General features: G+C 46.2%; 20 protein-coding genes and 3 rRNA genes. All 23 read right to left on the bottom strand.

Annotation, left to right across the window (positions count from 1 at the left end):
- Positions 1–14: 14 nt before the first annotated feature.
- The 23 genes from NST31_RS10690 to folP all read right to left on the bottom strand — a co-directional run bounded on the left by NST31_RS10690 (position 15) and on the right by folP (position 24,894).
- Positions 15–524 (bottom strand): NYN domain-containing protein, encoded by a 510-nt coding sequence (locus NST31_RS10690; protein ID WP_077111527.1) that lies wholly within the window; start codon positions 522–524, stop codon positions 15–17.
- Between the two features lie 4 nt (positions 525–528).
- Positions 529–1,272, bottom strand: coding sequence for a 23S rRNA (guanosine(2251)-2'-O)-methyltransferase RlmB (rlmB, locus tag NST31_RS10695; protein ID WP_077111526.1), 744 nt, complete (start codon positions 1,270–1,272; stop codon positions 529–531).
- Entirely contained in the window at positions 1,269–1,697 is a 429-nt protein-coding gene (locus tag NST31_RS10700) for a Mini-ribonuclease 3 (protein WP_339165524.1), read from the bottom strand. Before NST31_RS10700 ends, rlmB begins: the two co-directional genes overlap by 4 nt.
- Before the next feature lie 4 nt (positions 1,698–1,701).
- Entirely contained in the window at positions 1,702–3,099 is a 1,398-nt protein-coding gene (gene cysS / locus NST31_RS10705; RefSeq protein WP_077111525.1) for a cysteine--tRNA ligase, read from the bottom strand.
- Positions 3,096–3,749 (bottom strand): serine O-acetyltransferase, encoded by a 654-nt coding sequence (gene cysE / locus NST31_RS10710; protein WP_077111524.1) that lies wholly within the window; start codon positions 3,747–3,749, stop codon positions 3,096–3,098. Before cysE ends, cysS begins: the two co-directional genes overlap by 4 nt.
- A 402-nt stretch (positions 3,750–4,151) precedes the next feature.
- On the bottom strand, positions 4,152–5,609 hold the full coding sequence (gene gltX / locus NST31_RS10715) for a glutamate--tRNA ligase (protein WP_077111523.1): 1,458 nt from the start codon (positions 5,607–5,609) through the stop codon (positions 4,152–4,154).
- A 96-nt stretch (positions 5,610–5,705) separates the two neighbouring features.
- Positions 5,706–6,185: a 2-C-methyl-D-erythritol 2,4-cyclodiphosphate synthase gene (gene ispF, locus NST31_RS10720; RefSeq protein ID WP_077111522.1), complete on the bottom strand. Its 480-nt coding sequence runs from the start codon at positions 6,183–6,185 to the stop codon at positions 5,706–5,708.
- A 12-nt stretch (positions 6,186–6,197) separates the two neighbouring features.
- Positions 6,198–6,890: a 2-C-methyl-D-erythritol 4-phosphate cytidylyltransferase gene (gene ispD, locus NST31_RS10725; protein ID WP_077111521.1), complete on the bottom strand. Its 693-nt coding sequence runs from the start codon at positions 6,888–6,890 to the stop codon at positions 6,198–6,200.
- A gap of 17 nt (positions 6,891–6,907) precedes the next feature.
- Complete coding sequence (locus NST31_RS10730) at positions 6,908–8,005, bottom strand: PIN/TRAM domain-containing protein (RefSeq protein WP_339160572.1); 1,098 nt, start codon at positions 8,003–8,005, stop codon at positions 6,908–6,910.
- Positions 8,006–8,199: 194 nt separating this feature from the next.
- A complete protein-coding gene (gene radA / locus NST31_RS10735; RefSeq protein ID WP_077111519.1) occupies positions 8,200–9,579 on the bottom strand; it encodes a DNA repair protein RadA in 1,380 nt (459 codons plus the stop codon).
- Positions 9,580–9,647: 68 nt separating this feature from the next.
- A complete protein-coding gene (clpC, locus tag NST31_RS10740) occupies positions 9,648–12,083 on the bottom strand; it encodes an ATP-dependent protease ATP-binding subunit ClpC (RefSeq protein WP_077111518.1) in 2,436 nt (811 codons plus the stop codon).
- A 1-nt stretch (position 12,084) separates the two neighbouring features.
- Entirely contained in the window at positions 12,085–13,167 is a 1,083-nt protein-coding gene (locus tag NST31_RS10745; RefSeq protein ID WP_077111517.1) for a protein arginine kinase, read from the bottom strand.
- Positions 13,164–13,709, bottom strand: a complete 546-nt coding sequence (locus tag NST31_RS10750) for a UvrB/UvrC motif-containing protein (RefSeq protein ID WP_077111516.1) — start codon at positions 13,707–13,709, stop codon at positions 13,164–13,166. The genes NST31_RS10745 and NST31_RS10750 overlap by 4 nt, the downstream gene beginning before the upstream one ends.
- A gap of 21 nt (positions 13,710–13,730) precedes the next feature.
- Positions 13,731–14,192, bottom strand: coding sequence for a CtsR family transcriptional regulator (locus tag NST31_RS10755; RefSeq protein ID WP_077111605.1), 462 nt, complete (start codon positions 14,190–14,192; stop codon positions 13,731–13,733).
- 547 nt (positions 14,193–14,739) lie between these two features.
- Positions 14,740–14,855: ribosomal RNA gene (rrf, locus tag NST31_RS10760) — 5S ribosomal RNA — on the bottom strand.
- A 192-nt stretch (positions 14,856–15,047) separates the two neighbouring features.
- Positions 15,048–17,978, bottom strand: a 23S ribosomal RNA gene (locus tag NST31_RS10765).
- A gap of 574 nt (positions 17,979–18,552) precedes the next feature.
- Positions 18,553–20,103: ribosomal RNA gene (locus NST31_RS10770) — 16S ribosomal RNA — on the bottom strand.
- The 16S, 23S and 5S rRNA genes sit together here, the layout of an rRNA operon.
- Positions 20,104–20,408: 305 nt before the next feature.
- Positions 20,409–21,896 (bottom strand): lysine--tRNA ligase, encoded by a 1,488-nt coding sequence (gene lysS / locus NST31_RS10775; protein WP_213089110.1) that lies wholly within the window; start codon positions 21,894–21,896, stop codon positions 20,409–20,411.
- A 110-nt stretch (positions 21,897–22,006) separates the two neighbouring features.
- Positions 22,007–22,999 carry a tRNA dihydrouridine synthase DusB gene (gene dusB / locus NST31_RS10780; protein WP_077111842.1) on the bottom strand — a complete coding sequence of 331 codons (993 nt, stop codon included), beginning with the start codon at positions 22,997–22,999 and terminating at the stop codon, positions 22,007–22,009.
- 19 nt (positions 23,000–23,018) lie between these two features.
- Positions 23,019–23,243 (bottom strand): helix-turn-helix transcriptional regulator, encoded by a 225-nt coding sequence (locus NST31_RS10785; protein ID WP_077111843.1) that lies wholly within the window; start codon positions 23,241–23,243, stop codon positions 23,019–23,021.
- Entirely contained in the window at positions 23,195–23,722 is a 528-nt protein-coding gene (folK, locus tag NST31_RS10790) for a 2-amino-4-hydroxy-6-hydroxymethyldihydropteridine diphosphokinase (protein WP_077111844.1), read from the bottom strand. Before folK ends, NST31_RS10785 begins: the two co-directional genes overlap by 49 nt.
- Positions 23,715–24,080 carry a dihydroneopterin aldolase gene (gene folB / locus NST31_RS10795; protein ID WP_077111845.1) on the bottom strand — a complete coding sequence of 122 codons (366 nt, stop codon included), beginning with the start codon at positions 24,078–24,080 and terminating at the stop codon, positions 23,715–23,717. The genes folK and folB overlap by 8 nt, the downstream gene beginning before the upstream one ends.
- The gene (gene folP / locus NST31_RS10800) at positions 24,073–24,894 is read right to left on the bottom strand and encodes a dihydropteroate synthase (RefSeq protein WP_077111901.1); all 822 of its coding nucleotides are present in this window, start codon (positions 24,892–24,894) and stop codon (positions 24,073–24,075) included. Before folP ends, folB begins: the two co-directional genes overlap by 8 nt.
- Positions 24,895–24,928: the final 34 nt, after the last annotated feature.

Below are 24,928 nucleotides of genomic sequence, written 5' to 3' on the forward strand. Positions count from 1 at the left end.
CTAACGTCAACTGGTCATTTTTTTCCCCGCCGCCACTTTTCGAAGATTTCTGTCAGATCTTGACTAAGAATGATTTTTCCAGTTGGTGCTTGAACTCGAGTTTTTTCGATTCTGCTTTCTATTTTTCGCTCGGTATCTTCTATTTCTTTTAACAGTTCCCTAGCGGAAATGCGCAAGGCTCCCTGACCAAAAATCACCCATTGCTCTGTAAAATCGGACGTCGCCACGTAAATTTTATTGCGGATATGATGTAGCTCCATCGCCAGCTTTTCTATTCTCTCATCTGCGGTTTCTTCCGATTTTGTATAAATGACCTCCACCTTATGGTTCAAGTATTTCTTTTCATTGCCGCGTACATGGTAAGCATCAAAGACGACAATGACTTTCAAACCGGTAAACCCCTGATAATCAGCCAGCAATTCAATAAGCCGGTCCCGGGCCGCTGCAAGATCCTTCTTTTTTAATTCAATGAGTTCAGGCCATGCTCCGATCATGTTGTAACCGTCAACAATAAGGATGTCCATTCCTTCACCCCCGCAGCGGCTGTCGCTTCCGGTATACTTCATACATTAGCAAAGCGGCCGCCACTGAAGCATTCAATGAAGTGACATGCCCAGCCATTGGCAAATGAATGAAAAAGTCACATTTTTCCTTTACAAGGCGGCCTATTCCTCTTCCTTCACTTCCAATGACGAGCGCAAGAGGAAGAGAGGCATCCATCATGCGGTAATCTTGACTCTTCTTTGCTTCTGTTCCAAACACCCAAACCCCGCGGTCTTTCAACTCATCAATCGTACGAGCGATATTCGTTACACGGGCGACCGGCACATGCTCAATCGCACCAGTTGAGAGCTTGGCCACCGTGGCGGTCAAGCCAACCGCCCGCCTTTTCGGAATGATGATGCCGTGGACCCCCGTTGCATCGGCTGTCCTTAAAATGGACCCCAAATTATGTGGATCCTCCAGTTCATCCAAGATGAGAAAAAAAGGATCTTCACCTTTTTCTTCCGCACGCTTAAACAAGTCGTCAATCTCCGCATATTGATAAGCGGCCACTTCAGCGATGACACCTTGGTGATTTTCTTTTGTCATTTGATCTAGTTTTTGTTTTGGAACAAATTGAATCTGGACCTTTTTTTCATTTGCTAGTTGGATGATCGGCCTCATCTGCCCTTTTTGGGAGCCTTCGGCAATCCAAATTTTATGCATATCGCGACCGGATTTTAAAGCTTCCAAAACTGGGTTTTTTCCGGCAATCCATTGCCCGCTCATGCCAGGCCGCCTCCTTTTTTCTCTTTTTCAACACTCTTGATGGCCATTTGGACAATTTCAAAAAGCCGCTCCCGCTCATCCGCCAAATACAGCCATCCGATTAGCGCTTCAAAAGCCGTGCTGTGCCTGTATGTTTGGACATCGGTGTTTTTCGGGATTGTTCCAGACTTGGCGTTTCGGCCGCGTCTGATGATCTCTAATTCCTGTTCCCTCAGGCATCCATTATCGACCAAGGTTTTCAACGTGGCGGCCTGCGCTTTTGCTGACACGAAGCGGGTGGCTTCTGAATGAAGCCGATGAGGCCTTGTTTTTCCGCTTGCAATCAAGTGCCGTCTGATAAATACGTCGTAAATAGCATCCCCCATATAGGCAAGAGCCAGGCTGTTTAGTTGTTTATAATCTATATTTTGCTGCGGGAGCTGCATCATGTTATCCTCGCTTCCATCTAGTACCTTGTGCGGTATCTTCCAAAATAATGTTCATATCCTTTAAACGGTCGCGTATTTCATCGGCGAGCTTGAAATTGCGTTCTTTCCGCGCCTCATTTCGCTGCTTAATCAACTGTTCAATTTCCTCATCCAGCAATTCTTCGGTTTCCAGTTCCAATCCGAGCACGGAAAAAAGTTCCTCAAATTCCTTCATGAAGGCCTCTATGACAGTTGTTGAGGTGTTTTTCTCCCTCAAATAGTAATTGGCGTGTTTGGCCAGTTCAAACAGGACAGAAATACCATCTGCCGTGTTAAAGTCGTCGTCCATCTTTTCGATAAACTCATCATGGAGCGCTTTGATCTGATCAAGCCACTTCTGATCGCCATCCGCCAAATTGGCGCTGACCCCATGGCGGTGCTTCAAGTTTTGATACGCTGTTTTCAGCCTTTCCAATCCTGCTCCCGCATTGGCAAACAATTCTTCGGAGTAGTTAATAGGGTTGCGGTAATGGACAGACAGCATGAAAAACCGTAAGACTTGTGGATCATGTTCCCTAATAATATCATTGACGAGGACAAAGTTGCCGAGAGATTTTGACATTTTTTCATTCTCGATATTAATATACCCGTTATGCATCCAGTAGCGAGCAAACATTTTCCCCGTCAGCGCTTCGGATTGGGCGATTTCATTTTCATGGTGAGGGAATGTCAAGTCCTGGCCGCCGGCATGAATATCAATCGTATCTCCCAAATACTTTCTCGCCATGGCGGAACACTCGATATGCCAGCCCGGACGGCCTTTTCCCCAGGGGCTATCCCAACTGATTTCCCCTTCTTTTGCCGCTTTCCATAACGCAAAATCAAGTGGATCCTCTTTTAACTCCCCCGGTTGAATACGCGCGCCAACTTTTAAATCGTCAACCGATTGGTGGGAAAGCTTCCCGTATCCATCAAACTCTCTTGTTCTAAAATATACATCGCCGCCGGACTCATAAGCATATCCCTTTTCGATAAGCGCCTCAATAAACTGGATAATCTCATCCATATTTTCGGTTACGCGCGGATGAGCATCCGCTTTCTTACAGCCGAGCGCTGATGTATCTGCAAAAAATGCCTCGATAAAACGCTCGGCCACCGTTATAGCGTCCACCCCAAGCTCCTTGGCGGCCTTGATAATTTTGTCATCGACGTCCGTAAAATTCGATACGAAGTGTACTTCATAGCCGCGGTATTCCAAGTAGCGGCGAACTGTGTCGAAAACTATTGCAGGCCGGGCATTCCCGATATGAATATAGTTATAAACGGTCGGCCCGCAAACGTACATTTTTACTTTTCCTTCTTCTAACGGAATGAATGTCTCTTTCTTTCGTGTTAGTGTATTATAAATTTTAATTGTCATCCCGAATGGCTCCTCTCCCGTTTCATTGCAGCAATTTCGGACTGCAGACGTTCAATTTCCTTTTCCATGGCTGAACAGCGGTCCGCAATGGGATCCGGCAAATCACTGTGGTTAAGATCCCTTTTCAGCCTTACCCCATCCTGTATGACGACCCGTCCAGGTATTCCGACAACCGTTGAGTTGGGCGGCACGTCTTTCAACACGACCGATCCGGCTCCCACTTTTGAATACTCTCCAATTGTAATATTCCCCAGCACCTTCGCTCCAGTCGCAATTAAGGCATGATCTTTGATCGTCGGGTGCCGCTTTCCTTTTTCCTTCCCTGTTCCTCCAAGCGTTACTCCTTGATATACCGTTACATCATCACCAATTTCACAAGTTTCCCCAATGACAACCCCCATGCCATGGTCTATAAAAAATCTGCGGCCTATTTTCGCTCCCGGATGTATTTCAATCCCTGTAAAAAATCGGTTGATTTGAGAAATGAGCCGCGCGATAAAAAACATCTTTCTTTTGAAGAACATGTGGGCGATCCTATGCGCCCAAACAGCATGCAAACCGGAATATGTTAACACAACCTCCACGACCGACCGGGCCGCCGGATCTTGATCAAACACCGTATTAATATCTTCCTTCATTCGCTTGAACATCGACTTCACTCCTCTCTATAAGTGCGTGTATTGAACCCTTGCCATCGACAATGAAACTTGCTCCCATACCCAATCGCACTCTATTGATAAGCTTGCCGCTAAGAAACACAAAAAACGCCTCCGATCAATCAGAGACGCTTTTTTCGCGCGGTTCCACTCTGGTTGGATTCCAGCAATCAAATTGCTTTACACCCCAGCTCTTCCTTTATAACGGCAAGGGGACCCGCTTGGACCTACTGGGAATTTCCGTTCGGCACAAGGCTCAGAGGGGCATTTTCAAAAATCGAGTGGCTTGAACCGTTCTCAGCCGGCGGCGGTTCTCTCTGATCAGCATCGACTTTTTACTTTTCCTCTTCAACGCTTTTTTCTATAACTTTAATATATTACATTTTGAGCATTTTGTTAAAAAATCAAACGCTCCAACCGTCTTTTTACTTTTTCCTTTCCTAAAAGCTCAATGGCATTCGGTAATTCAGGGCCGCGGGTAGCACCCGTAACGGCGACCCGAATCGGCATAAATAGCTTTTTCCCTTTATGGCCAGTTGCTTTTTGGACGTTCTTCATTGCCTGTTTAATCCCGGCCGCTTCAAATGGTTCCAGAACCGAAATTTGATCATAAAATGCTTGGAGAACTTCCGGCACCTGCTCTTCTTCCAACACAGCTTTGGCATCATCATCAAACTCTATGTCATTTTGGAAAAATTGTTTAGACAGTTCAACAATTTCTGCACCATAGCTCATTTGCTCCTGATACAGGGCAACCAGTTTTCTTGCCCAATCCATTTCTTCTTTAGTAGGCTTTTCGCTTATAAAGCCTGCTTTTTGAAGATGTGGCAAAGATAATTCGACTACTTTCTCCAAATCCAGCTTTTTCATATATTGGTTATTCATCCAGGCAAGTTTGTGCTTGTCGAATAATGCTGGAGATTTCGACAATCGACTAGCGTCAAAAATGTCGATAAATTCTTCTTTCGAAAAGATTTCCTCTTCCCCTTCGGGAGACCAGCCAAGCATCGCAATAAAATTAAATAATGCTTCCGGCAAATAACCTAATTCGGCGTATTGTTCAATAAACTGGATGATCGACTCATCCCGCTTGCTTAATTTTCTCCGGCTTTCATTAACGATCAACGTCATATGCCCAAATACCGGAGGTTCCCAGCCAAATGCTTCGTAAACCATCAACTGCTTCGGAGTATTGGAAATATGGTCGTCTCCGCGCAACACATGACTGATTTCCATTAAATGATCATCAACAGCAACCGCGAAGTTATAAGTCGGAATGCCATCTTTTTTCACAATGACGAAATCACCGATTCCATCAGAATCGAAAGAAACCTCGTCTTTTACCATATCTTTAAAAGTATACGTTTTTCCGGGTAGAACTTTAAAGCGGACACTCGGCTTTCGCCCCTCGGCTTCAAGCTGTTTCCGTTGTTCATCTGTTAAATGGCGACATTTCCCGGAATAGCGCGGCATCTCTTTGCGGGCGATTTGCGCTTCGCGCTCCGCTTCCAATTCTTCTTCCGTACAGTAGCATTTATAAACCAAGCCCTGTTCCAAAAGAGTATTATAATATTCTTCGTATATGTGATTCCTCTCGGACTGCCGATAGGGACCATATCCCCCGTCTTTATCAATGCTTTCGTCCCAGTCAATGCCTAACCATTTTAAATATGTAAGCTGGCTTTGCTCGCCACCTTCTATATTTCTTTTCTGGTCCGTATCCTCAATTCTGATAATAAATTTTCCGCCCTTGTTGCGGGCAAACAAATAATTAAATAATGCTGTACGCGCGTTTCCGATATGAAGATGTCCCGTCGGACTCGGCGCATAGCGTACCCGTATGTCATTTGACATCACTTGCTGCCTCCTCAAAGTTCCAAATCAAGTTTGAAACTCTTCATTCTTCTTATATTTTACAACAGTTTAGCCTTTGTTGAAAGGTGGCGTGCTTTAATTGTTTTTTTGAATCAATAAAACAGCCATGGCGGCAATTCCTTCCCCGCGCCCTACAAAACCAAGCTTTTCCGTCGTCGTTGCTTTTACATTGACACGGGCTTTGTCCGCCTCCAACAAACCGGCGATCCGCTCTCTCATCTGTTCAATATAGGGCGCCATTTTCGGTTTTTGCGCCATAATGGTACAGTCAACATTTACAAGATCGTAACCCTTTTGTTTGACAAGCCGCCAAACATCTTCAAGCAGAAGGGCGGAATCCAAATCTTTATTCGCCATATCAGTGTCCGGAAAATGCCTGCCAATATCTCCTTCTCCAATGGCTCCCAGTGCTGCATCCGCAATCGTATGGAGAAGAACATCTGCATCTGAGTGGCCAATTAACCCTTTTTCATAAGGAATTTCAATTCCGCCAATGATGAGCGGCCGTTTGTCGGCAAATTGATGTACATCAAAACCTTGTCCAATTCTTAACATATAAGCCTCTCCCTATCCATCAAGTTGTGCGCGTTTTTCTAAAATGGCTCTGGCAAAATATAAATCCTCAGGGGTCGTAATTTTTATATTATCGTAATCACTTTTAATGATTTTAATCGAAATATCCCCTTTTTTTTCAACAAGCGATGCTTCATCCGTGCCCAAGTACCCTTCAGCTCTCGCCCATTCGTGAGCCTGCTGCAAAATGGGCAAACGAAAAGCTTGTGGTGTTTGTACTTGCCACAAGCTGCTACGGTCAATGGTTTGAACAACTTCATGGTCAACCGCTTGTTTAATCGTATCTTTTACAGGCACCGCTGCGATGGCCGCGCCGGAACGCACCGCCTCACTCACAAGTTGTTTAATGACCGGGCGGCGGATAAATGGGCGGGCGCCGTCATGGACTAAAACAATGCCCGTCGATACAGCTTTTAAACCATTATAAACGCTATGCTGCCGCTCTGCCCCACCATACACAAACGCCAGTTTTTTTTCATAAGGCGAACCCACTGTCATTTCCCGAAAAATCTTTTCTTCCTTGGGTTGTATCACTACAATCATTTTGGAACAATCCGGTTCTCCTGCAAACACCTCGAGTGTATGCAAAATAATCGGACGCTCATTTAATTCCAACAATAATTTGTTTTTCCCCGCTCCCATTCTTGTACCCGATCCGGCAGCGGGGATGATGACATCATACTCCACCTAGTCCAAACCCCTGTCTATAGCGCTTTTTCCAGTAATTTAGGCTTCGCAAAAATCATTCGCCCAGCCGATGTTTGCAATACGCTTGTTACAACCACGTCAATTCTTTTGCCAATGTAGTCTCTTCCTTCTTCTACGACAATCATCGTTCCGTCGTCAAGATAGGCCACACCCTGGTTATACTCTTTTCCGTCCTTGATGACCTGAACATTGAGTTCTTCTCCTGGCAAGACGACTGGTTTTACCGCGTTTGCCAAATCATTTATGTTCAAAACAGAAACGTTTTGAATCTCACATACTTTATTTAAGTTAAAATCGTTTGTTACAACGATGCCGTTCAATAGTTTTGCCAGTTTGACAAGCTTGCTGTCCACTTCCTGAACATCTTCAAAGTCGCCTTCATACATCTCGACCTCAATTTCGACTTCCTTTTGTATCCGATTCAGGGTATCTAAACCGCGCCTTCCCCTATTTCTTTTCAAAGCATCGGATGAATCGGCTATATGCTGAAGCTCCGCCAACACAAAATGGGGGATAACAAGAGTTCCTTCCAAAAATCCTGTTTGGCAAATATCGGCGATTCTCCCATCAATAATGACACTCGTATCGAGGATTTTCAACCTTTTTGATGCATGTTCTTGATCTTCACCCAGGTCACCGGCAGCTTTCTTTTTGCCGGATCGGTTGAACGAAAATAAGTTCGTCAGTTCATCGCGCTTTTTAAACCCGACTTGAAATCCGAGATAGCCGAGCAACAGCGTAAGTAAAATCGGAACAAACTCGTTCACAATGGGTATCTCAATATGATTGATGGCCAGTCCGGCCAAAAATGCAACGATCAATCCGAAAGTAAGACCCAAACTTCCAAACAATATATCAGTGACCGGAGCCTTTACAATCCGGTCTTCAAACCATTTGACCAAGTTGACCACATGGTCAACTGCCCAAAATGTAATGATATAAAAAATAATAGCACCCAAAATAGCAGTAACAAACGTATTATTTATCCAAATAATTTCGTCAAGAGATGCCAATTTTAAAAGTTCGGGAACTAGAAAAATGCCAAGCATTCCTCCAAAAAGCAAAAAACATGCCTGGACAATTCGCTTTAACATGCTTTCACCTCCTTGTTTTAATTATAAGCAAATTAAGCGATTTAAAAACGTGACGAATTGATTATTTTACGAATTCAAAAGCAAAATGGTTTCAAATATTATACTTAAATAGCTTTAAGACCTATCTTTTCTTCATTTTTACTTTAACAAAAGTATGGTACATCTCCATTTCAGACATATGACAATTAGGTAAATTATGAAGGTAGAAATGCTTGCTGTAATGCTTCCTCCACCGTATCTACACCAATAAGCCGAATCCCTTCCGGAACCTTCCAGCCTCCGATATTTTTGGCGGGAACCAATATCCGGGTGAATCCCAGCTTTGCAGCTTCCTGTACCCGCTGCTCAATTCGGGATACGCGCCTTACCTCCCCTGTTAAACCAACTTCTCCAATCAGGCAATCTGCGGGTCTGGTAGGCTGATCGCGAAAACTCGATGCAATACTAACCGCTACCGCCAGGTCAATTGCCGGCTCGTCTAGTTTTACTCCTCCAGCCACTTTGAGATAAGCATCCTGGTTTTGCAATAAAAGGCCTACCCGCTTTTCCAAAACGGCCATCAGCAGCGAAACGCGATTATGGTCAATACCTGTTGCCATTCGGCGGGGATTTCCATAGCTTGTAGGAGAAATCAGGGCTTGAACCTCTACAAGGACAGGCCTTGTCCCCTCCATCGAAGCAACTACGGTTGAACCAGATGCTCCTTTTGAACGTTCTTCCAGGAAAATTTCCGAAGGATTTTCCACTTGCTCTAATCCCGACTCTTTCATTTCAAAAATCCCTATTTCATTCGTAGAACCGAACCTGTTTTTGACGGCCCGCAAAATCCTGTATGTGTGGTGGCGTTCTCCTTCAAAATAGAGAACAGTATCAACCATATGCTCCAAAAGACGCGGCCCCGCAATCGCTCCTTCTTTCGTTACATGTCCAACGATAAAAATCGCGATTCCTTTCGTTTTTGCTATTTTCATTAATTCGCCGGTACACTCACGGACTTGCGAAACGCTGCCTGGTGCAGAAGTTACTTCAGGATGATAGACGGTTTGAATCGAATCCACCACTACAAAATCTGGAGATAAATTTAAAATGGTTTGATGAATCAACTCCAAATTCGTTTCAGCAAAAAGGTAAAGCTCTGATGAAGTGACATGTAGCCGGTTGGCTCGCAATTTTGTTTGTTTCACCGATTCCTCTCCGGATATATATAGAACTTTTTTATTCAATTCAGCCAGTTGGGAAGAAGTTTGGAGCAGAAGGGTCGATTTGCCAATTCCTGGATCTCCCCCGATCAGGACGAGCGAGCCGGGAACGACACCTCCGCCCAAAACGCGGTTGAATTCTGTTGACTTTGTCTCAACGCGGGGCTCTATGTCTGTTTGAATGGAGGTAATAGGCGAAGGTTGAGAAGTCGTATCCGAGGCAGTATGATGGAGTGCTCCCCGTCTCGTTTTTCCGGTTATATTGACTTCTTCCACCATTTGGTTCCACTCGCCACAGCCTGGGCAGCGGCCCATCCATTTTGGTGATTCATAGCCGCAACTTTGGCACATGAACTTTGTTTTTCTTTTCGCCATAGTTTCTCCTCCCTAGCAGTCATACAAAAGATGGGGTACAAGATTGATCTCTATGTACCCCCGTTTCATTAAGACAATGACTCTTCTTTTGTTTTAACGACAAATTCGTCGTCCTCAACATCAATCAGTACATGTTGACCTATTTTAATTGTTCCTTTCAACAGTTCTTCTGAGAGACGGTCTTCAACGAACTTTTGAATTGCTCTTCTAAGCGGCCTTGCACCATATTCTGGATCAAACCCTTCTTCGGCAATTTTTTCCTGGGCCCGTTCAGTTAATTCAAGATCCATTTCCTGTTCCTTCAAACGCTTGATAAGCTGATTAACCATGAGAGTGGCAATTTTCTTCAAGTGTGTTTTCTCCAAAGCATGGAATACAATCATTTCGTCGATCCGGTTTAAAAATTCGGGGCGGAACGCTTTTTTCAATTCCTCTAACACTTGGCCTTTCATGTCCTTGTAGCTTTGCTCCCCATCTTGGACTGCGAAACCGACATATTTATTCCGCTGCAAAGCCTGTGCTCCGACGTTTGACGTTAGGATGAGCACTGTATTCCGGAAGTCGACTGTCCTACCTTTGGAATCGGTCAACCGCCCATCTTCCAGAACTTGAAGCAAAATATTAAAAACATCAGGATGTGCTTTTTCTATTTCATCGAGCAAGATAACCGAGTACGGCTTTCTTCGAACTTTTTCTGTCAACTGTCCGCCCTCTTCAAAGCCGACATATCCCGGAGGCGAACCAACAAGCCTAGAGGTGGAATGTTTCTCCATATATTCGGACATATCCAGACGGATGATGGCATCCTCATCGCCGAACATAGCTTCCGCCAATGCGCGGGCCAGTTCCGTCTTTCCGACACCTGTTGGGCCAAGGAAGATAAAAGATCCAATCGGCCTTTTGGGATCTTTCAATCCTGCACGCGCTCTTCTAACCGCTTTGGCAACCGCTTTTACAGCCTCTTCCTGGCCAATCACACGAGAATGGAGGATTTCCTCTAAATTAAGCAATCTTTCCGTCTCGGTAGAAGCAAGCTTCGATACAGGAACCCCCGTCCAGCTTGATACGACTTGGGCAATGTCTTCCACCGTGACTTCTGTATTTTCCTGTCCTTGTTTTTCTTTCCAAGACTTCTTCGTTTCCTCCAATTCTTCGCGGAGTCTTTGTTCTGTATCCCGCAATGATGCAGCCTTTTCAAATTCCTGGCTTTGGACAGCCGCATCTTTCTCTTTACGGATCATTTCAAGCTTTTGCTCGAGCTCTTTTAAATTGGGAGGTGTCGTATAGGAACGAAGTCGCACTTTTGAACCGGCTTCATCGATCAGATCGATGGCTTTATCCGGCAGAAAACGGTCTGAAATATAGCGGTCAGACAATTTTACCGCGGCTTCAATCGCTTCGTCTGTAATAGAAACACGGTGATGCGCTTCATAACGGTCGCGTAGGCCTTCCAAAATTTGAATGGATTCTTCGACTGTTGGTTCATCAACCTGTATTGGCTGAAAGCGCCGCTCAAGTGCTGCATCTTTTTCAATATACTTTCGGTATTCATCCAATGTTGTAGCACCAATGCACTGCAACTCTCCGCGAGCCAAAGAAGGTTTCAAAATATTGGAAGCGTCTATCGCTCCTTCAGCTCCACCGGCACCAATCAATGTATGAAGTTCGTCAATAAATAAAATAATATTGCCTGCCTGCCTAATTTCATCCATCACTTTTTTCAAGCGGTCTTCAAACTCGCCACGATATTTTGTCCCCGCAACAACTGTTCCCATATCCAGTGTCATGACTCTCTTGTCACGGAGCGTTTCAGGCACTTCGTTATTGATAATTTGCTGAGCAAGACCTTCAGCGATCGCTGTTTTCCCTACGCCTGGCTCTCCGATAAGAACCGGGTTATTTTTTGTCCGCCTGCTGAGTACCTCAATGACGCGTTGGATCTCCTTGTTCCGGCCGATCACCGGGTCCAGGCTCCCTTCCCTGGCTATTGCTGTTAAATCGCGGGCCAAACTGTCCAGTGTCGGCGTATTGGCGCTAGAAGCATTTCCACCGCCATGTGTGCTGGCCTCATTGCTCCCTAAAAGTTGGAGAACTTGCTGTCGCGCTTTGTTGAGGCTGACACCCAGATTATTTAAGACTCGCGCCGCTACACCTTCACCTTCACGAATTAGTCCAAGCAAAACATGTTCCGTGCCCACATATGAATGGCCGAGTTTTCTTGCTTCATCCATCGAAAGCTCCATTACTTTTTTGGCCCGTGGGGTATAGTGGATCGTCTGAGACGTATCTTTTCCGCGTCCAATCAAGTTTTCAACTTCTTTTTGAATTTTTTCTGGACCGAGACCAAGTCCGTATAACGCCTTGGCTGCAATTCCTTCCCCTTCTCTGACAAGACCGAGTAAAATATGCTCAGTGCCAATATTTCCATGGCCCAAGCGAACTGCCTCTTCCTGGGAAAGGGCCAATACTTTTTGTGCTCTCTCTGTAAAACGACCAAACATCATGCTAATCTCCTCCTGTCCGTTTCTCTTCAAGCTTTAAACGTTCCCTGATTAACGCCGCTCTTTTTATATCCCGTTCAACAGGTCGAAGCGGCCCTCCTGCATATTGTTGTAAAAATCCTGGTTGTGTCAAAATCATGAGTTCATTTAATATGTTTCTTGAAAGATGAGTAATATATCCTGTATCTATGCCCAATCTGACGTCAGATAAACATTCTGCCGCCTCTTTTGTTTCAATAATTCTGCAATTGGCCAAGATCCCGTATGATCGGAACACTTTGTCTTCTAATTGTATGTTTGATGTTTTCACTAATGCTTCACGGGCTGCCCTTTCTTGGGCCACAATTTGATGAACAACACCTATTAGGTCGCCCACAATATCCTCTTCAGACTTCCCTAATGTAATTTGGTTGGAGATCTGGAATATGTTTCCCAGAGCCTCACTGCCCTCTCCATATATTCCCCTCACGACAAGTCCCAACTGGTTGATGGCTGGGATAATCTGATTCATTTGACGAGTAAGAATCAGAGCAGGCAAATGAACCATGACGGATGCGCGCAATCCAGTTCCAACATTAGTCGGACATGTAGTTAAGTAGCCAAACTGCTCATCAAACGCATAATCAACATGTTCTTCCAACAGGTCATCAATTTTACTTGCGCGTTCCAATGCCTCCATAATTTGCAAGCCCGGATAGAGGCATTGTATCCTGATGTGATCTTCCTCATTGATCATAACGCTGACGTCTTCTTTTTCGGAAAGGAAGACTGCTCCATGGGTTGCTTGCTCCGCCAACCTTGGACTAATCAAATACTTTTCCACGAGCACTCTTTTTTGCAAATCTTTTAATCCGTCAATTTCCAAAAATTCCAATGCACCGTAGTCGCGGAAAGCATGTACTTGGATCGTTTCATTTATTTTATGAATAATTTCCCTCGCTTCCTCATTGCTAAACAACGTAGGAAACTTATAATTTCGCAGATTTCGGGCCAATCTGATGCGGGAGCTTAAAATAATATCCGAATCAGGGCCTTCCGAACTCATCCAAGAACTGAGAGCTTGATTAAGAAACTTTTCGAGACTCATTCGCTTTTATCCTCCCCTTCATGCAATTTTTTTTCAAGGGAGCGAATTTGATCGCGTACTTCTGCGGCTTTTTCAAATTCTTCCTGCCGAACCAAAAAACCGAGTTTCTCTTTTAACAACTCTATTTCTTTTTTCAAATGCAAAGATCCGCCAATCCTTGTAGGCACTTTCCCTCCATGTGCCATATTCCCACTGTGCAGTCTTTTAATGATGGGGGCAAGCTGGTGCCGAAATGTTTTATAACAGTTTGCACATCCGAATCGCCCAACCTTGGCAAATTGCGGGTAAGTCATCTTGCAAACTTCACACTGAAGCACTCCTCCGGAAATCGATTCCGGAGCCGCTTGCTGATAAGCGGGATCAATATTCAATAGTCCGGCAAGCATATCGTTGATCGAAAAGCCGGTCCCTCCTTGAAGCAAATAAAGTTCCCCTTTTTCCTGTGCACAGCGCTCACACAGCTGAATAACGGTTTTCTCCCCATTCACAACTTTCGTAAAATGCAGGGAGGCCGGCCTTTCTTTACACTCTTGACAAACCATAATAGCCATCCTCCTTTTCCCCTAATCATATTTAATCGACAACAGCATCGCTTTTAACATACGAGCGCGCAGCTCGTCTCTTTCCGGTAAATCGATGTGTAATACTGTCCGGTCAATCACGTTTAGCATTAATTTTGCCTCGCGTTCGTTCAGTATTTTTTCCTCCAATAGTCGCATAATAACATCTTCCGCTCTTGTTTGAGAGATCTTTTTCCCAATCAGCACTTTTAATTGATCAATTAGATGGGCCTGATTATGAATTTTCACCCTGGAAATTCGGATATAACCGCCTCCCCCCCGCTTGCTCTCTACCATATATCCTCTTTCCATCGTAAAACGGGTGTTAATCACATAATTAATTTGCGAGGGAACACATTGAAACTTATCAGCCACCTCGCTTCTCTTTATTTCTACGATTTCGCCTTCACTAAGTTCCAATACTTTTTTTAAATATTCCTCGATAATATCTGACACATTCCGCATCATCAAGCCGCCTCCCTGACTTTATGCTTGACTTTGACTATATTTGACTTAAATTATACACGAAAAAAAGCCTCTTTTGCAATCAGATCGGTCATCTATATTTTTGCCTTTTTCCGACAAAATAAAACCAAAGCAAAAAAATGGCTATTTCGGAATAAAACAGAAAAAACATAGAGCGTATCCACTCTATGTTTTCGCTTGCCCGGCAACGTCCTGCTCTCACAAGGGGAAGCCCCTCATTACCATCGGCGCGCGAACTTAACTTCCGTGTTCGGGCTGCGGATCATGATGACCGGCGAATCTCTTCGTCATCTGCACTCGCTCGATTCTCATGGGCATTGCCCATTGCGAGTCTCTCTCCCTTGATTCCTCGATCTTCTTGGTCCTTCTGATCCTCGCTTACATTGAGTTTCTTTCAATACTTTCTTAAACATTCCGCATCATCAAGCCGGCTCCCTGACTTTATGCTTGACTTTGACTATATCCTTTCGGCTCTCAATGCTTTTTAAAAATCAAAAAGACACCCATTAATATGGATGTCCTGTTTGCCCGGCAACGTCCTGCTCTCACAAGGGGAAGCCCCTCATTACCATCGGCGCTGAAGAACTTAACTTCCGTGTTCGGGATGGGAACGGGTGTTGCCTCTTCGCTATCGTCACCAGACATATGTTGTTGTGAGATTCATTCTCTCAAAACCAGGATACATGAGAAGATTTCCGAGAACCGTTTTTGTTCAATCCAGCACCGGACGCTATCGCTTTGCGTCACTTCGCTTCTTCTGGCAAAGTCGATTGACTTTTCCGCCAGAAGCTCCAGTGAGCTACAGCGATGGACGAGCGTCCTACGCTTTTTCGTTTGATTAAGTCCTCGATCGATTAGTATCCGTCAGCTCCATGTGTCGCCACACTTCCACACCGGACCTATCTACCTGATCATCTTTCAGGGATCTTACGTTGCCTGGCAAGCCAGACAATGGGAAATCTCATCTTGAGGGGGGCTTCATGCTTAGATGCTTTCAGCACTTATCCCTTCCGCACATAGCTACCCAGCTATGCCTCTGGCGAGACAACTGGTACACCAGCGGTGCGTCCATCCCGGTCCTCTCGTACTAAGGACAGCTCCTCTCAAATTTCCTGCGCCCGCGACGGATAGGGACCGAACTGTCTCACGACGTTCTGAACCCAGCTCGCGTACCGCTTTAATGGGCGAACAGCCCAACCCTTGGGACCGACTACAGCCCCAGGATGCGATGAGCCGACATCGAGGTGCCAAACCTCCCCGTCGATGTGAACTCTTGGGGGAGATAAGCCTGTTATCCCCGGGGTAGCTTTTATCCGTTGAGCGATGGCCCTTCCATGCGGAACCACCGGATCACTAAGCCCGACTTTCGTCCCTGCTCGACTTGTAGGTCTCGCAGTCAAGCTCCCTTCTGCCTTTACACTCTGCGAATGATTTCCAACCATTCTGAGGGAACCTTTGGGCGCCTCCGTTACCTTTTAGGAGGCGACCGCCCCAGTCAAACTGCCTGCCTGACACTGTCTCCCAACCCGATCAGGGTCGCGGGTTAGACGGTCCATACAGCCAGGGTAGTATCCCACCGTTGCCTCCACGGAAGCTGGCGCTCCCGTTTCCATGGCTCCTACCTATCCTGTACAAGCTGCACAGACAGTCAATATCAAGCTACAGTAAAGCTCCACGGGGTCTTTCCGTCCTGTCGCGGGTAACCTGCATCTTCACAGGTACTATAATTTCACCGAGTCTCTCGTTGAGACAGTGCCCAGATCGTTGCGCCTTTCGTGCGGGTCGGAACTTACCCGACAAGGAATTTCGCTACCTTAGGACCGTTATAGTTACGGCCGCCGTTTACTGGGGCTTCAATTCGAAGCTTCGCCTAAGCTGACCTCTCCTCTTAACCTTCCAGCACCGGGCAGGCGTCAGCCCCTATACTTCGCCTTACGGCTTCGCAGAGACCTGTGTTTTTGCTAAACAGTCGCCTGGGCCTATTCACTGCGGCTTCTCAGGGCTATTCACCCTAAAAAGCACCCCTTCTCCCGAAGTTACGGGGTCATTTTGCCGAGTTCCTTAACGAGAGTTCTCTCGCTCACCTTAGGATTCTCTCCTCGCCTACCTGTGTCGGTTTGCGGTACGGGCGCCTATTGCCTCGCTAGAAGCTTTTCTCGGCAGTGTGGAATCAGGAACTTCGGTACTTTTTTTCCCTCGCCATCACAGCTCAGCCTACACGGTAAGCGGATTTGCCTACTTACCGGCCTTACTGCTTGGACGCGCTTTTCCAGCTGCGCGCTTGCCTTATCCTCCTGCGTCCCTCCATCACTCAAACGGCAATGAGGCGGTACAGGAATCTCAACCTGTTATCCATCGCCTACGCCTTTCGGCCTCGGCTTAGGTCCCGACTTACCCTGAGCGGACGAGCCTTCCTCAGGAAACCTTAGGCTTTCGGTGGAAGGGATTCTCACCCTTCTTTCGCTACTCATACCGGCATTCTCACTTCCAAGCACTCCACCGCCTCTTTCAAGACGACTTCGCCGCGCTTGGAACGCTCTCCTACCATTGCTATTGCAATCCACAGCTTCGGTGATACGTTTAGCCCCGGTACATTTTCGGCGCAGAGTCACTCGACCAGTGAGCTATTACGCACTCTTTGAATGGTGGCTGCTTCTAAGCCAACATCCTGGTTGTCTAAGCAACTCCACATCCTTTTCCACTTAACGTATACTTGGGGACCTTAGCTGGTGGTCTGGGTTGTTTCCCTCTCGACTACGGATCTTATCACTCGCAGTCTGACTCCCAAGGATAAGTATTTGGCATTCGGAGTTTGTCTGAAGTCGGTAACCCGATGAGGGCCCCTCGTCCAAACAGTGCTCTACCTCCAATACTCTCACCTTGAGGCTAGCCCTAAAGCTATTTCGGAGAGAACCAGCTATCTCCAGGTTCGATTGGAATTTCACCCCTACCCACACCTCATCCCCGCATTTTTCAACATACGTGGGTTCGGGCCTCCAGTCAGTGTTACCTGACCTTCACCCTGGACATGGGTAGATCACCTGGTTTCGGGTCTGCGACCTCATACTCTTGCGCCCTATTCAGACTCGCTTTCGCTGCGGCTCCGTCTTTTCAACTTAACCTTGCATGAAATCGCAACTCGCCGGTTCATTCTACAAAAGGCACGCCATCACACTTATTGTGCTCTGACTACTTGTAGGCACACGGTTTCAGGTTCTATTTCACTCCCCTCCCGGGGTGCTTTTCACCTTTCCCTCACGGTACTGGTTCACTATCGGTCACTAGGGAGTATTTAGCCTTGGGAGATGGTCCTCCCGGATTCCGACGGGATTTCTCGTGTCCCGCCGTACTCAGGATCCACTCGGGAGGGAACGACGTTTCAACTACAGGGCTGTTACCTTCTTTGGCCGGCCTTTCCAGGCCGCTTCGTCTACGCCGTTCCTTTATCACTCCACTTTGAGTGTCCTACAACCCCGAAAGGCAAGCCTTTCGGTTTGGGCTCTTCCCGTTTCGCTCGCCGCTACTGGGGGAATCGATTTTTCTTTCTCTTCCTCCGGGTACTTAGATGTTTCAGTTCCCCGGGTATGCCTTCCATTCCCTATGGATTCAGAAATGGATACTGCCTCATTACTGGCAGTGGGTTTCCCCATTCGGAAATCTCCGGATCAGCTTGCTTACAGCTCCCCGAAGCATATCGGTGTTCGTCCCGTCCTTCATCGGCTCCTAGTGCCAAGGCATTCACCGTGCGCCCTTATTAACTTAATCTTTTTCGGTCAACGATTAGCATCGAATCTCTGTGTCAGCTCCCTCATTCACGTCATCACGCACTCGTAGTGCGCTCTGGCGCTCATTCGGTCGCTTCCTTGATCTTCTCGCTTCTCGTTGCCCTTGGTTGAGTGATACTGACACTCAAACCTAAAGGTTTTACACTTCTTATGGTTGCTCCATAATGGATCATCCATAAGGTGAACGATTCTCGGTTTGTTTCTTCTCATGTTATCCGGTTTTCAAAGAACGAAGTTGCTGACTTCCATCACATCATGTGATTCATCAGCGCTAATGCTTCATGCAGCTTTGCGACGAGGTGAAGTTCCTCGAACACGCTGTACCGCAAGAGCACATGTTTTGAGAGTTGTTTCTCATAAAGAGAGAAAGGTTTGACCTCTCAAAACTAAACGAAACGAAAGCGTCAAGTTGTATCTATTTGGAAATGTCCAGTTGCGGCTCCTGGCTGCTCGAGGTCGCTTCGCTTCTTCTGTAAAGTCCTGCGGACTTTTCGTCAGAAGTTCCAGCGCTGGTCGCAGCCGAGCAGTCGCCTCCACATTTCAATTATCCTTAGAAAGGAGGTGATCCAGCCGCACCTTCCGATACGGCTACCTTGTTACGACTTCACCCCAATCATCTGTCCCACCTTCGGCGGCTGGCTCCAAATGGTTACCCCACCGACTTCGGGTGTTACAAACTCTCGTGGTGTGACGGGCGGTGTGTACAAGGCCCGGGAACGTATTCACCGCGGCATGCTGATCCGCGATTACTAGCGATTCCGGCTTCATGCAGGCGAGTTGCAGCCTGCAATCCGAACTGAGAATGGTTTTATGGGATTCGCTCCACCTCGCGGTCTCGCGGCCCTTTGTACCATCCATTGTAGCACGTGTGTAGCCCAGGTCATAAGGGGCATGATGATTTGACGTCATCCCCACCTTCCTCCGGTTTGTCACCGGCAGTCACCTTAGAGTGCCCAACTTAATGCTGGCAACTAAGATCAAGGGTTGCGCTCGTTGCGGGACTTAACCCAACATCTCACGACACGAGCTGACGACAACCATGCACCACCTGTCACCGATGTCCCCGAAGGGAAAACTTTATCTCTAAAGCGGGCATCGGGATGTCAAGACCTGGTAAGGTTCTTCGCGTTGCTTCGAATTAAACCACATGCTCCACCGCTTGTGCGGGCCCCCGTCAATTCCTTTGAGTTTCAGCCTTGCGGCCGTACTCCCCAGGCGGAGTGCTTAATGCGTTTGCTGCAGCACTAAGGGGCGGAAACCCCCTAACACTTAGCACTCATCGTTTACGGCGTGGACTACCAGGGTATCTAATCCTGTTCGCTACCCACGCTTTCGCGCCTCAGCGTCAGTTACAGACCAGAGAGCCGCCTTCGCCACTGGTGTTCCTCCACATCTCTACGCATTTCACCGCTACACGTGGAATTCCGCTCTCCTCTTCTGCACTCAAGCCTCCCAGTTTCCAATGACCCTCCACGGTTGAGCCGTGGGCTTTCACATCAGACTTAAGAAGCCGCCTGCGCGCGCTTTACGCCCAATAATTCCGGACAACGCTTGCCACCTACGTATTACCGCGGCTGCTGGCACGTAGTTAGCCGTGGCTTTCTGGTCAGGTACCGTCAACGCATCGGCAGTTACTCCGATGCGGGTTCTTCCCTGATAACAGAGTTTTACGATCCGAAGACCTTCATCACTCACGCGGCGTTGCTCCGTCAGACTTGCGTCCATTGCGGAAGATTCCCTACTGCTGCCTCCCGTAGGAGTCTGGGCCGTGTCTCAGTCCCAGTGTGGCCGATCACCCTCTCAGGTCGGCTACGCATCGTTGCCTTGGTAGGCCGTTACCCCACCAACTAGCTAATGCGCCGCGGGCCCATCTGTAAGTGACAGCAGAGCCGTCTTTTATCCTTTCTCCATGCGGAAAAAGAAATTATCCGGTATTAGCCCCGGTTTCCCGGAGTTATCCCAGTCTTACAGGCAGGTTGCCCACGTGTTACTCACCCGTCCGCCGCTGACTAAAAAGGAGCAAGCTCCTCTTTTGTCCGCTCGACTTGCATGTATTAGGCACGCCGCCAGCGTTCGTCCTGAGCCAGGATCAAACTCTCATGTAAAAGTTTGGTTAGCTCATAATTAAAGCTGACTAATCAATTATTGATTGACGTTTCGTTTCGTTCAGTTTTCAAAGATCAAACTTGGCGCCGCTCTTTTGAGCGACTTTATTAGTATATCAATCTGACGAGAAGATGTCAACAACTTTTTAAAATCTTTTTTATCGCGACGCTCTCGCTCGTTCAGACAACGATTATTAATATAACACCTTTTCACTTGCTTGGCAATAGGTTTTTTGAAATTTTATTTTAAAAATGATATGAAGAGGAAAGAACCCTAACGTATAGGGTTCTTTCACAAGGCCATCTTAATCTCTCTGTCTCATTAAAGGGAAGAGCAGAACATCTCTGATAGAGGGAGAGTTCGTTAATAGCATGACCAGCCGATCAATTCCTATTCCGAGACCACCTGTCGGCGGCATTCCATATTCAAGCGCTTCTAGGAAGTCTTCATCCATTTCATGCGCTTCATCATTTCCAAGTTCACGCTCCTGAAGCTGAGCTTCAAACCGCTGCCGTTGATCAATCGGATCATTCAGCTCTGTAAAGGCATTTGCATGTTCACGGCCTACGATAAATAATTCAAAGCGGTCTGTAAATCTCGGGTCTTCTTCGTTTTTCTTCGCAAGTGGTGAAATTTCTACCGGATGCCCGTATATAAATGTTGGTTGGATTAATTTTTCTTCTACGAGTTGCTCGAAAAATTCATTGACAATATGCCCATAAGTCATATGATCCGTAATTTCCACATTATGCTCTTTTGCAAGTCGAATGGCTTCCTCATCCGTCATTTCACGCCAAAAATCCACGCCTGTATATTCTTTGACCGCATCCACCATATGGAGACGCCGCCATTTCGGTTCCAAATTTACATCGTGATCGCCGTATTTTATGGATACTGTTCCCAAAACTTCCTTGGCGATAGAGGCAATCATATTTTCAGTAAGCTCCATAATATCATTGAAGTCGGCATACGCTTCGTATAATTCTATCATCGTAAACTCCGGGTTATGCCTTGTAGAAATTCCTTCATTCCGAAATACCCGGCCAATTTCATATACTTTTTCCATTCCGCCGACAATAAGGCGCTTTAAGTGAAGTTCAATAGCGATCCTTAAGTAAAAAGGCATGTCCAGTGCGTTATGATGTGTTTTAAAAGGACGTGCCGCTGCTCCGCCTGCTATGGCATGAAGCATAGGCGTCTCCACTTCCAAGAACCCTTGACCATCTAAATAGCGCCGCATCGCCTGAATGATCTTACTTCTGGCAATAAATGTTTCTTTGCTTTCTTCATTGGTGATTAAATCTAGATAACGCTGGCGGTACCGCTGTTCCACGTCTTTTAAGCCATGGAATTTTTCAGGAAGCGGGCGGAGCGCTTTTGTTAGGAATATAAATTGCTGTGCTTTAATCGACAACTCGCCAACTTTTGTTTTAAATACAGTGCCAGTTACGCCAACAATATCACCAAGGTCGGCAGATAAAAATAGATCGTATTGTTCTTCTCCTACCGCATCTTTTCGTACATATATTTGAATTTGTCCGGCAAGATCTTGAATATGTGCAAAGCCTGCTTTTCCTTTTCCGCGCTTTGTCATAATGCGGCCGGCAATCGTAACCGACTTGGCAAGCTCGTCCAGCTCTTCTTTCGTTTTTTCCCCATATAATTCTATAACTTCGTCTGTCAGCCCCGTACGCTCAAATCGTTTGCCAAACGGATCTATTCCTTTTTCCCGCAAAGCGCCCATTTTATCGCGCCGGACTTGAATTTGATCATTCAACTCTTCATGGCTCATTTTTTCCACTCCATTCTCCATAATACCCTCATTTTACATAAAATTAATGTCAGGAACACCCTCTATGAAAAAAACTGCCATTAGCTGGCAGTAAAAATAAGGTCCATTCTTTATCCCGCTTTTCTCTCTCTGCCTTCCACTTCGTCCACAAGTGTGTCAAGCAAGCGGACAAGCTCGTCTCTTTTATTGCATTCATTTACTGCATTTCTCACTTTGCCGCTCCCACGGATGCCTTTCAGATACCACGCAGCGTGTTTGCGCATTTCCCGCACTGCTACCTCTTCTCCTTTTAACGCTATCAGGCGATCGAGATGGAGTTTGCATACATCAATCTTTTCTTTAACCGTCGGATCTCCCATAAGTTCGCCCGTTTCCAAATACTTGACCGTCCGGTATATCATCCAGGGATTACCCAATGCCGCGCGGCCGATCATAACCCCGTCCACTCCAGTCTCTTCCAACATTCTCTTGGCATCTTGCGGGGTTTTTACATCTCCGTTTCCAATCAACGGAATGTTAATGGACTGCTTCACTTCTCGTATAATGTCCCAATTCGCTTCCCCTTCGTACATTTGAACGCGGGTTCGCCCATGCATGGATACGGCGGCGCCCCCTGCCCGCTCGACGGCTTGGGCATTTTCCACGGCAAAAATATGTTCATCATCCCAGCCGATCCGCATCTTTACTGTAACAGGTTTTTCAACTGCATCTACTACGGCTGCAACCATATCATAAATTTTATTGGGTTCCAAAAGCCATCTGGCTCCTGCTTCGCAACGAATAATTTTATTGACGGGGCATCCCATATTGATGTCGATAATATCCGCATTCGTATTTTTATCAACAAATTTGGCTGCTTCAACAAGGGTTTCTTTCTCACCGCCAAATATTTGCAGGGATAGCGGCTTTTCCCTTTCATCAATATAAAGCATATTCATCGTTTTTTCATTTTTAAATACAATTCCTTTGTCACTGATCATTTCAGCGCAAACAAGTCCGGCTCCAAATTCTTTCACCGTCAGACGAAAAGCGGAGTTACAAACTCCTGCCATTGGTGCCAGCACAACAGGATTCTTCATTTTAATATTTCCAATCTTTAACATTACATACATCCTCCTTTCTTTAGTTTTCATCGCCCAATTCATCTGGAGGCGTTAATTCCTCGACAGAAACGTTCAGTAACTCTGAAATTTGGACAAGTATATGATCGGAAGGCAAACGGCTGCCTCTTTCAATTTCTCCCAATACCGAAACGGAAACACCGATATCTTTCGCAAGACCCTCTTGCGTGTAACCTTTTAATTTTCGAAAAGCGCGGATGCGCCTTCCCCATTTATCTGTTTCCATAAGCGAACACCTTCTTTGTCAGGTATTTCGTCCAATCGTTTAGCTAAAGAAACATCGTTGTTTGGAAGTTCTAATGTTCCATCAATCTCCAATAACGGAACGAGGACAAATGCTCTTTCCGTCATTCGAGGGTGAGGGATTTGTAAAACCTCCATCTCAATATTTTCGGTATTATATAATAAAATGTCAAGGTCGATTTTTCTGGGACCCCATTTGTATTTACGCACCCGTCCCAGCGTTTTCTCTATGAAAAGACACTTGGATAACAACTCCTCTGGCGAAAGGGACGTCGCGATTTTGACGGCCATGTTTAAAAAAGGGGCTTGGTCTGTGTAGCCAACCGGATCGGTTTCATAGATGGAAGAAACTTGCTTAACACAAATGCCTTCCGTATTCTTTAATTCCCTTACAGCATCCAGAAGGAATTTTTCCCTTTCACCTATATTTGAACCCAAGGATAAATAAGCGATGTTATCCATGGCGCCTCCTTGTAATTTCCACGGCAACTGATTCGTAAATCCCCGGGATGGGCGGATTTGGCTTGATGACTTTAATAGTTGTGCTATGCGCCATTGTGAAACTGTCCAGGATTGCAGCAGCAATCTGTTCCGCAACAGCTTCAATTAATTGGTATCGTTTGCCTTCCACAATCTCCTTGCACAAGTCATATACTTCAGCATAATTAATCGTTTTTTCCAAAGCGTCCGACAATCCAGCGGGCTGCAAGTCCGTTTCAATCACCACGCTGACCCTAAATCGCTGTCCAAGCTTGGCTTCCTCCGGAAAAACACCATGGTATCCATAAAGCTCCATTTCATTCATGAAGATTTTATCCATTCCACTCTCCCTTTCCGACAAGTGCGTCCATCATGGCCGCCATCCGGCTCATCTCTTTTACATCATGAACCCGCATGATGTGGCACCCTTTTTGAATTCCGTAACAAACTGTAGCGCCCGTTCCTTCCATACGTTCCCCTACAGGCAGATCTAAAACCGTTCCGATCATCCGTTTACGCGAAGTTCCAAGGAGAACAGGAAAGCCGAGGCCAACAAGCTTATCCAAATTGCGCATCATTTCTATATTTTCGTGGATGTCTTTGGCAAATCCGATCCCCGGATCAAGAATAATGTGCGAGTCAGGGACCCCCGCTTTTTTAGCAATAGAAATACTTTCATAAATGTCGGTCAAAACATCTCTTACAAAGTTTGTATATTGTCGATTGTCCCGGTTATGCATCAAGATGATCGGGACATTTTCTTCAGCAGCAACCGCCGCTATTTCCGGGTCCTTTTTGGCTCCCCATATATCATTGATCATATGAGCGCCAGCCAGAACAGCCGCTTGAGCTGTTTCCGCTTTGTACGTATCAATTGAAACTGGAACTGGAACACTTGAAGCAATAGCTGTAACGGTCGGTATGACACGCGAAATTTCTTCCTCTGCGGAAACAGGTTCATGACCCGGACGCGTCGATTCCCCGCCAATGTCGATGATATCGGCACCGTTCCTTACCATTTCCTTGGCATGCTCTACCGCCAAGGTGGAATTCTCATAGCGGCCGCCATCCGAAAACGAATCCGGCGTTACATTTAATATTCCCATTATGTATGTTTTTTTTGTAAAATCCAGTGTATATGGTCCACATTCCATCACTGCCACTCACATCCCCTTGGTTAACTGTCTC

Origin of the sequence: Siminovitchia sp. FSL W7-1587, assembly GCF_037963795.1 — a bacterium.
GTDB lineage: Bacteria > Bacillota > Bacilli > Bacillales > Bacillaceae_C > Siminovitchia > Siminovitchia thermophila.

Bases quoted from the DNA above. Each gene is read 5' to 3' on its own strand.
- NST31_RS10730 (WP_339160572.1), bottom strand. From the start codon at position 8,005: ATGTTAAAGCGAATTGTCCAGGCATGTTTTTTGCTTTTTGGAGGAATG.
- folB (WP_077111845.1), bottom strand. From the start codon at position 24,080: ATGGATAAAATCTTCATGAATGAAATGGAGCTTTATGGATACCATGGT.
- cysE (WP_077111524.1), bottom strand. From the start codon at position 3,749: ATGTTCAAGCGAATGAAGGAAGATATTAATACGGTGTTTGATCAAGAT.
- NST31_RS10750 (WP_077111516.1), bottom strand. From the start codon at position 13,709: ATGGTTTGTCAAGAGTGTAAAGAAAGGCCGGCCTCCCTGCATTTTACG.
- folK (WP_077111844.1), bottom strand. From the start codon at position 23,722: ATGGATAACATCGCTTATTTATCCTTGGGTTCAAATATAGGTGAAAGG.
- NST31_RS10785 (WP_077111843.1), bottom strand. From the start codon at position 23,243: ATGGAAACAGATAAATGGGGAAGGCGCATCCGCGCTTTTCGAAAATTA.
- rlmB (WP_077111526.1), bottom strand. From the start codon at position 1,272: ATGAGCGGGCAATGGATTGCCGGAAAAAACCCAGTTTTGGAAGCTTTA.
- NST31_RS10755 (WP_077111605.1), bottom strand. From the start codon at position 14,192: ATGCGGAATGTGTCAGATATTATCGAGGAATATTTAAAAAAAGTATTG.
- ispF (WP_077111522.1), bottom strand. From the start codon at position 6,185: ATGTTAAGAATTGGACAAGGTTTTGATGTACATCAATTTGCCGACAAA.
- gltX (WP_077111523.1), bottom strand. From the start codon at position 5,609: ATGTCAAATGACATACGGGTACGCTATGCGCCGAGTCCGACGGGACAT.
- clpC (WP_077111518.1), bottom strand. From the start codon at position 12,083: ATGATGTTTGGTCGTTTTACAGAGAGAGCACAAAAAGTATTGGCCCTT.
- lysS (WP_213089110.1), bottom strand. From the start codon at position 21,896: ATGAGCCATGAAGAGTTGAATGATCAAATTCAAGTCCGGCGCGATAAA.
- NST31_RS10690 (WP_077111527.1), bottom strand. From the start codon at position 524: ATGGACATCCTTATTGTTGACGGTTACAACATGATCGGAGCATGGCCT.
- cysS (WP_077111525.1), bottom strand. From the start codon at position 3,099: ATGACAATTAAAATTTATAATACACTAACACGAAAGAAAGAGACATTC.
- NST31_RS10700 (WP_339165524.1), bottom strand. From the start codon at position 1,697: ATGCAGCTCCCGCAGCAAAATATAGATTATAAACAACTAAACAGCCTG.
- NST31_RS10745 (WP_077111517.1), bottom strand. From the start codon at position 13,167: ATGAGTCTCGAAAAGTTTCTTAATCAAGCTCTCAGTTCTTGGATGAGT.
- dusB (WP_077111842.1), bottom strand. From the start codon at position 22,999: ATGTTAAAGATTGGAAATATTAAAATGAAGAATCCTGTTGTGCTGGCA.
- folP (WP_077111901.1), bottom strand. From the start codon at position 24,894: ATGGAATGTGGACCATATACACTGGATTTTACAAAAAAAACATACATA.
- radA (WP_077111519.1), bottom strand. From the start codon at position 9,579: ATGGCGAAAAGAAAAACAAAGTTCATGTGCCAAAGTTGCGGCTATGAA.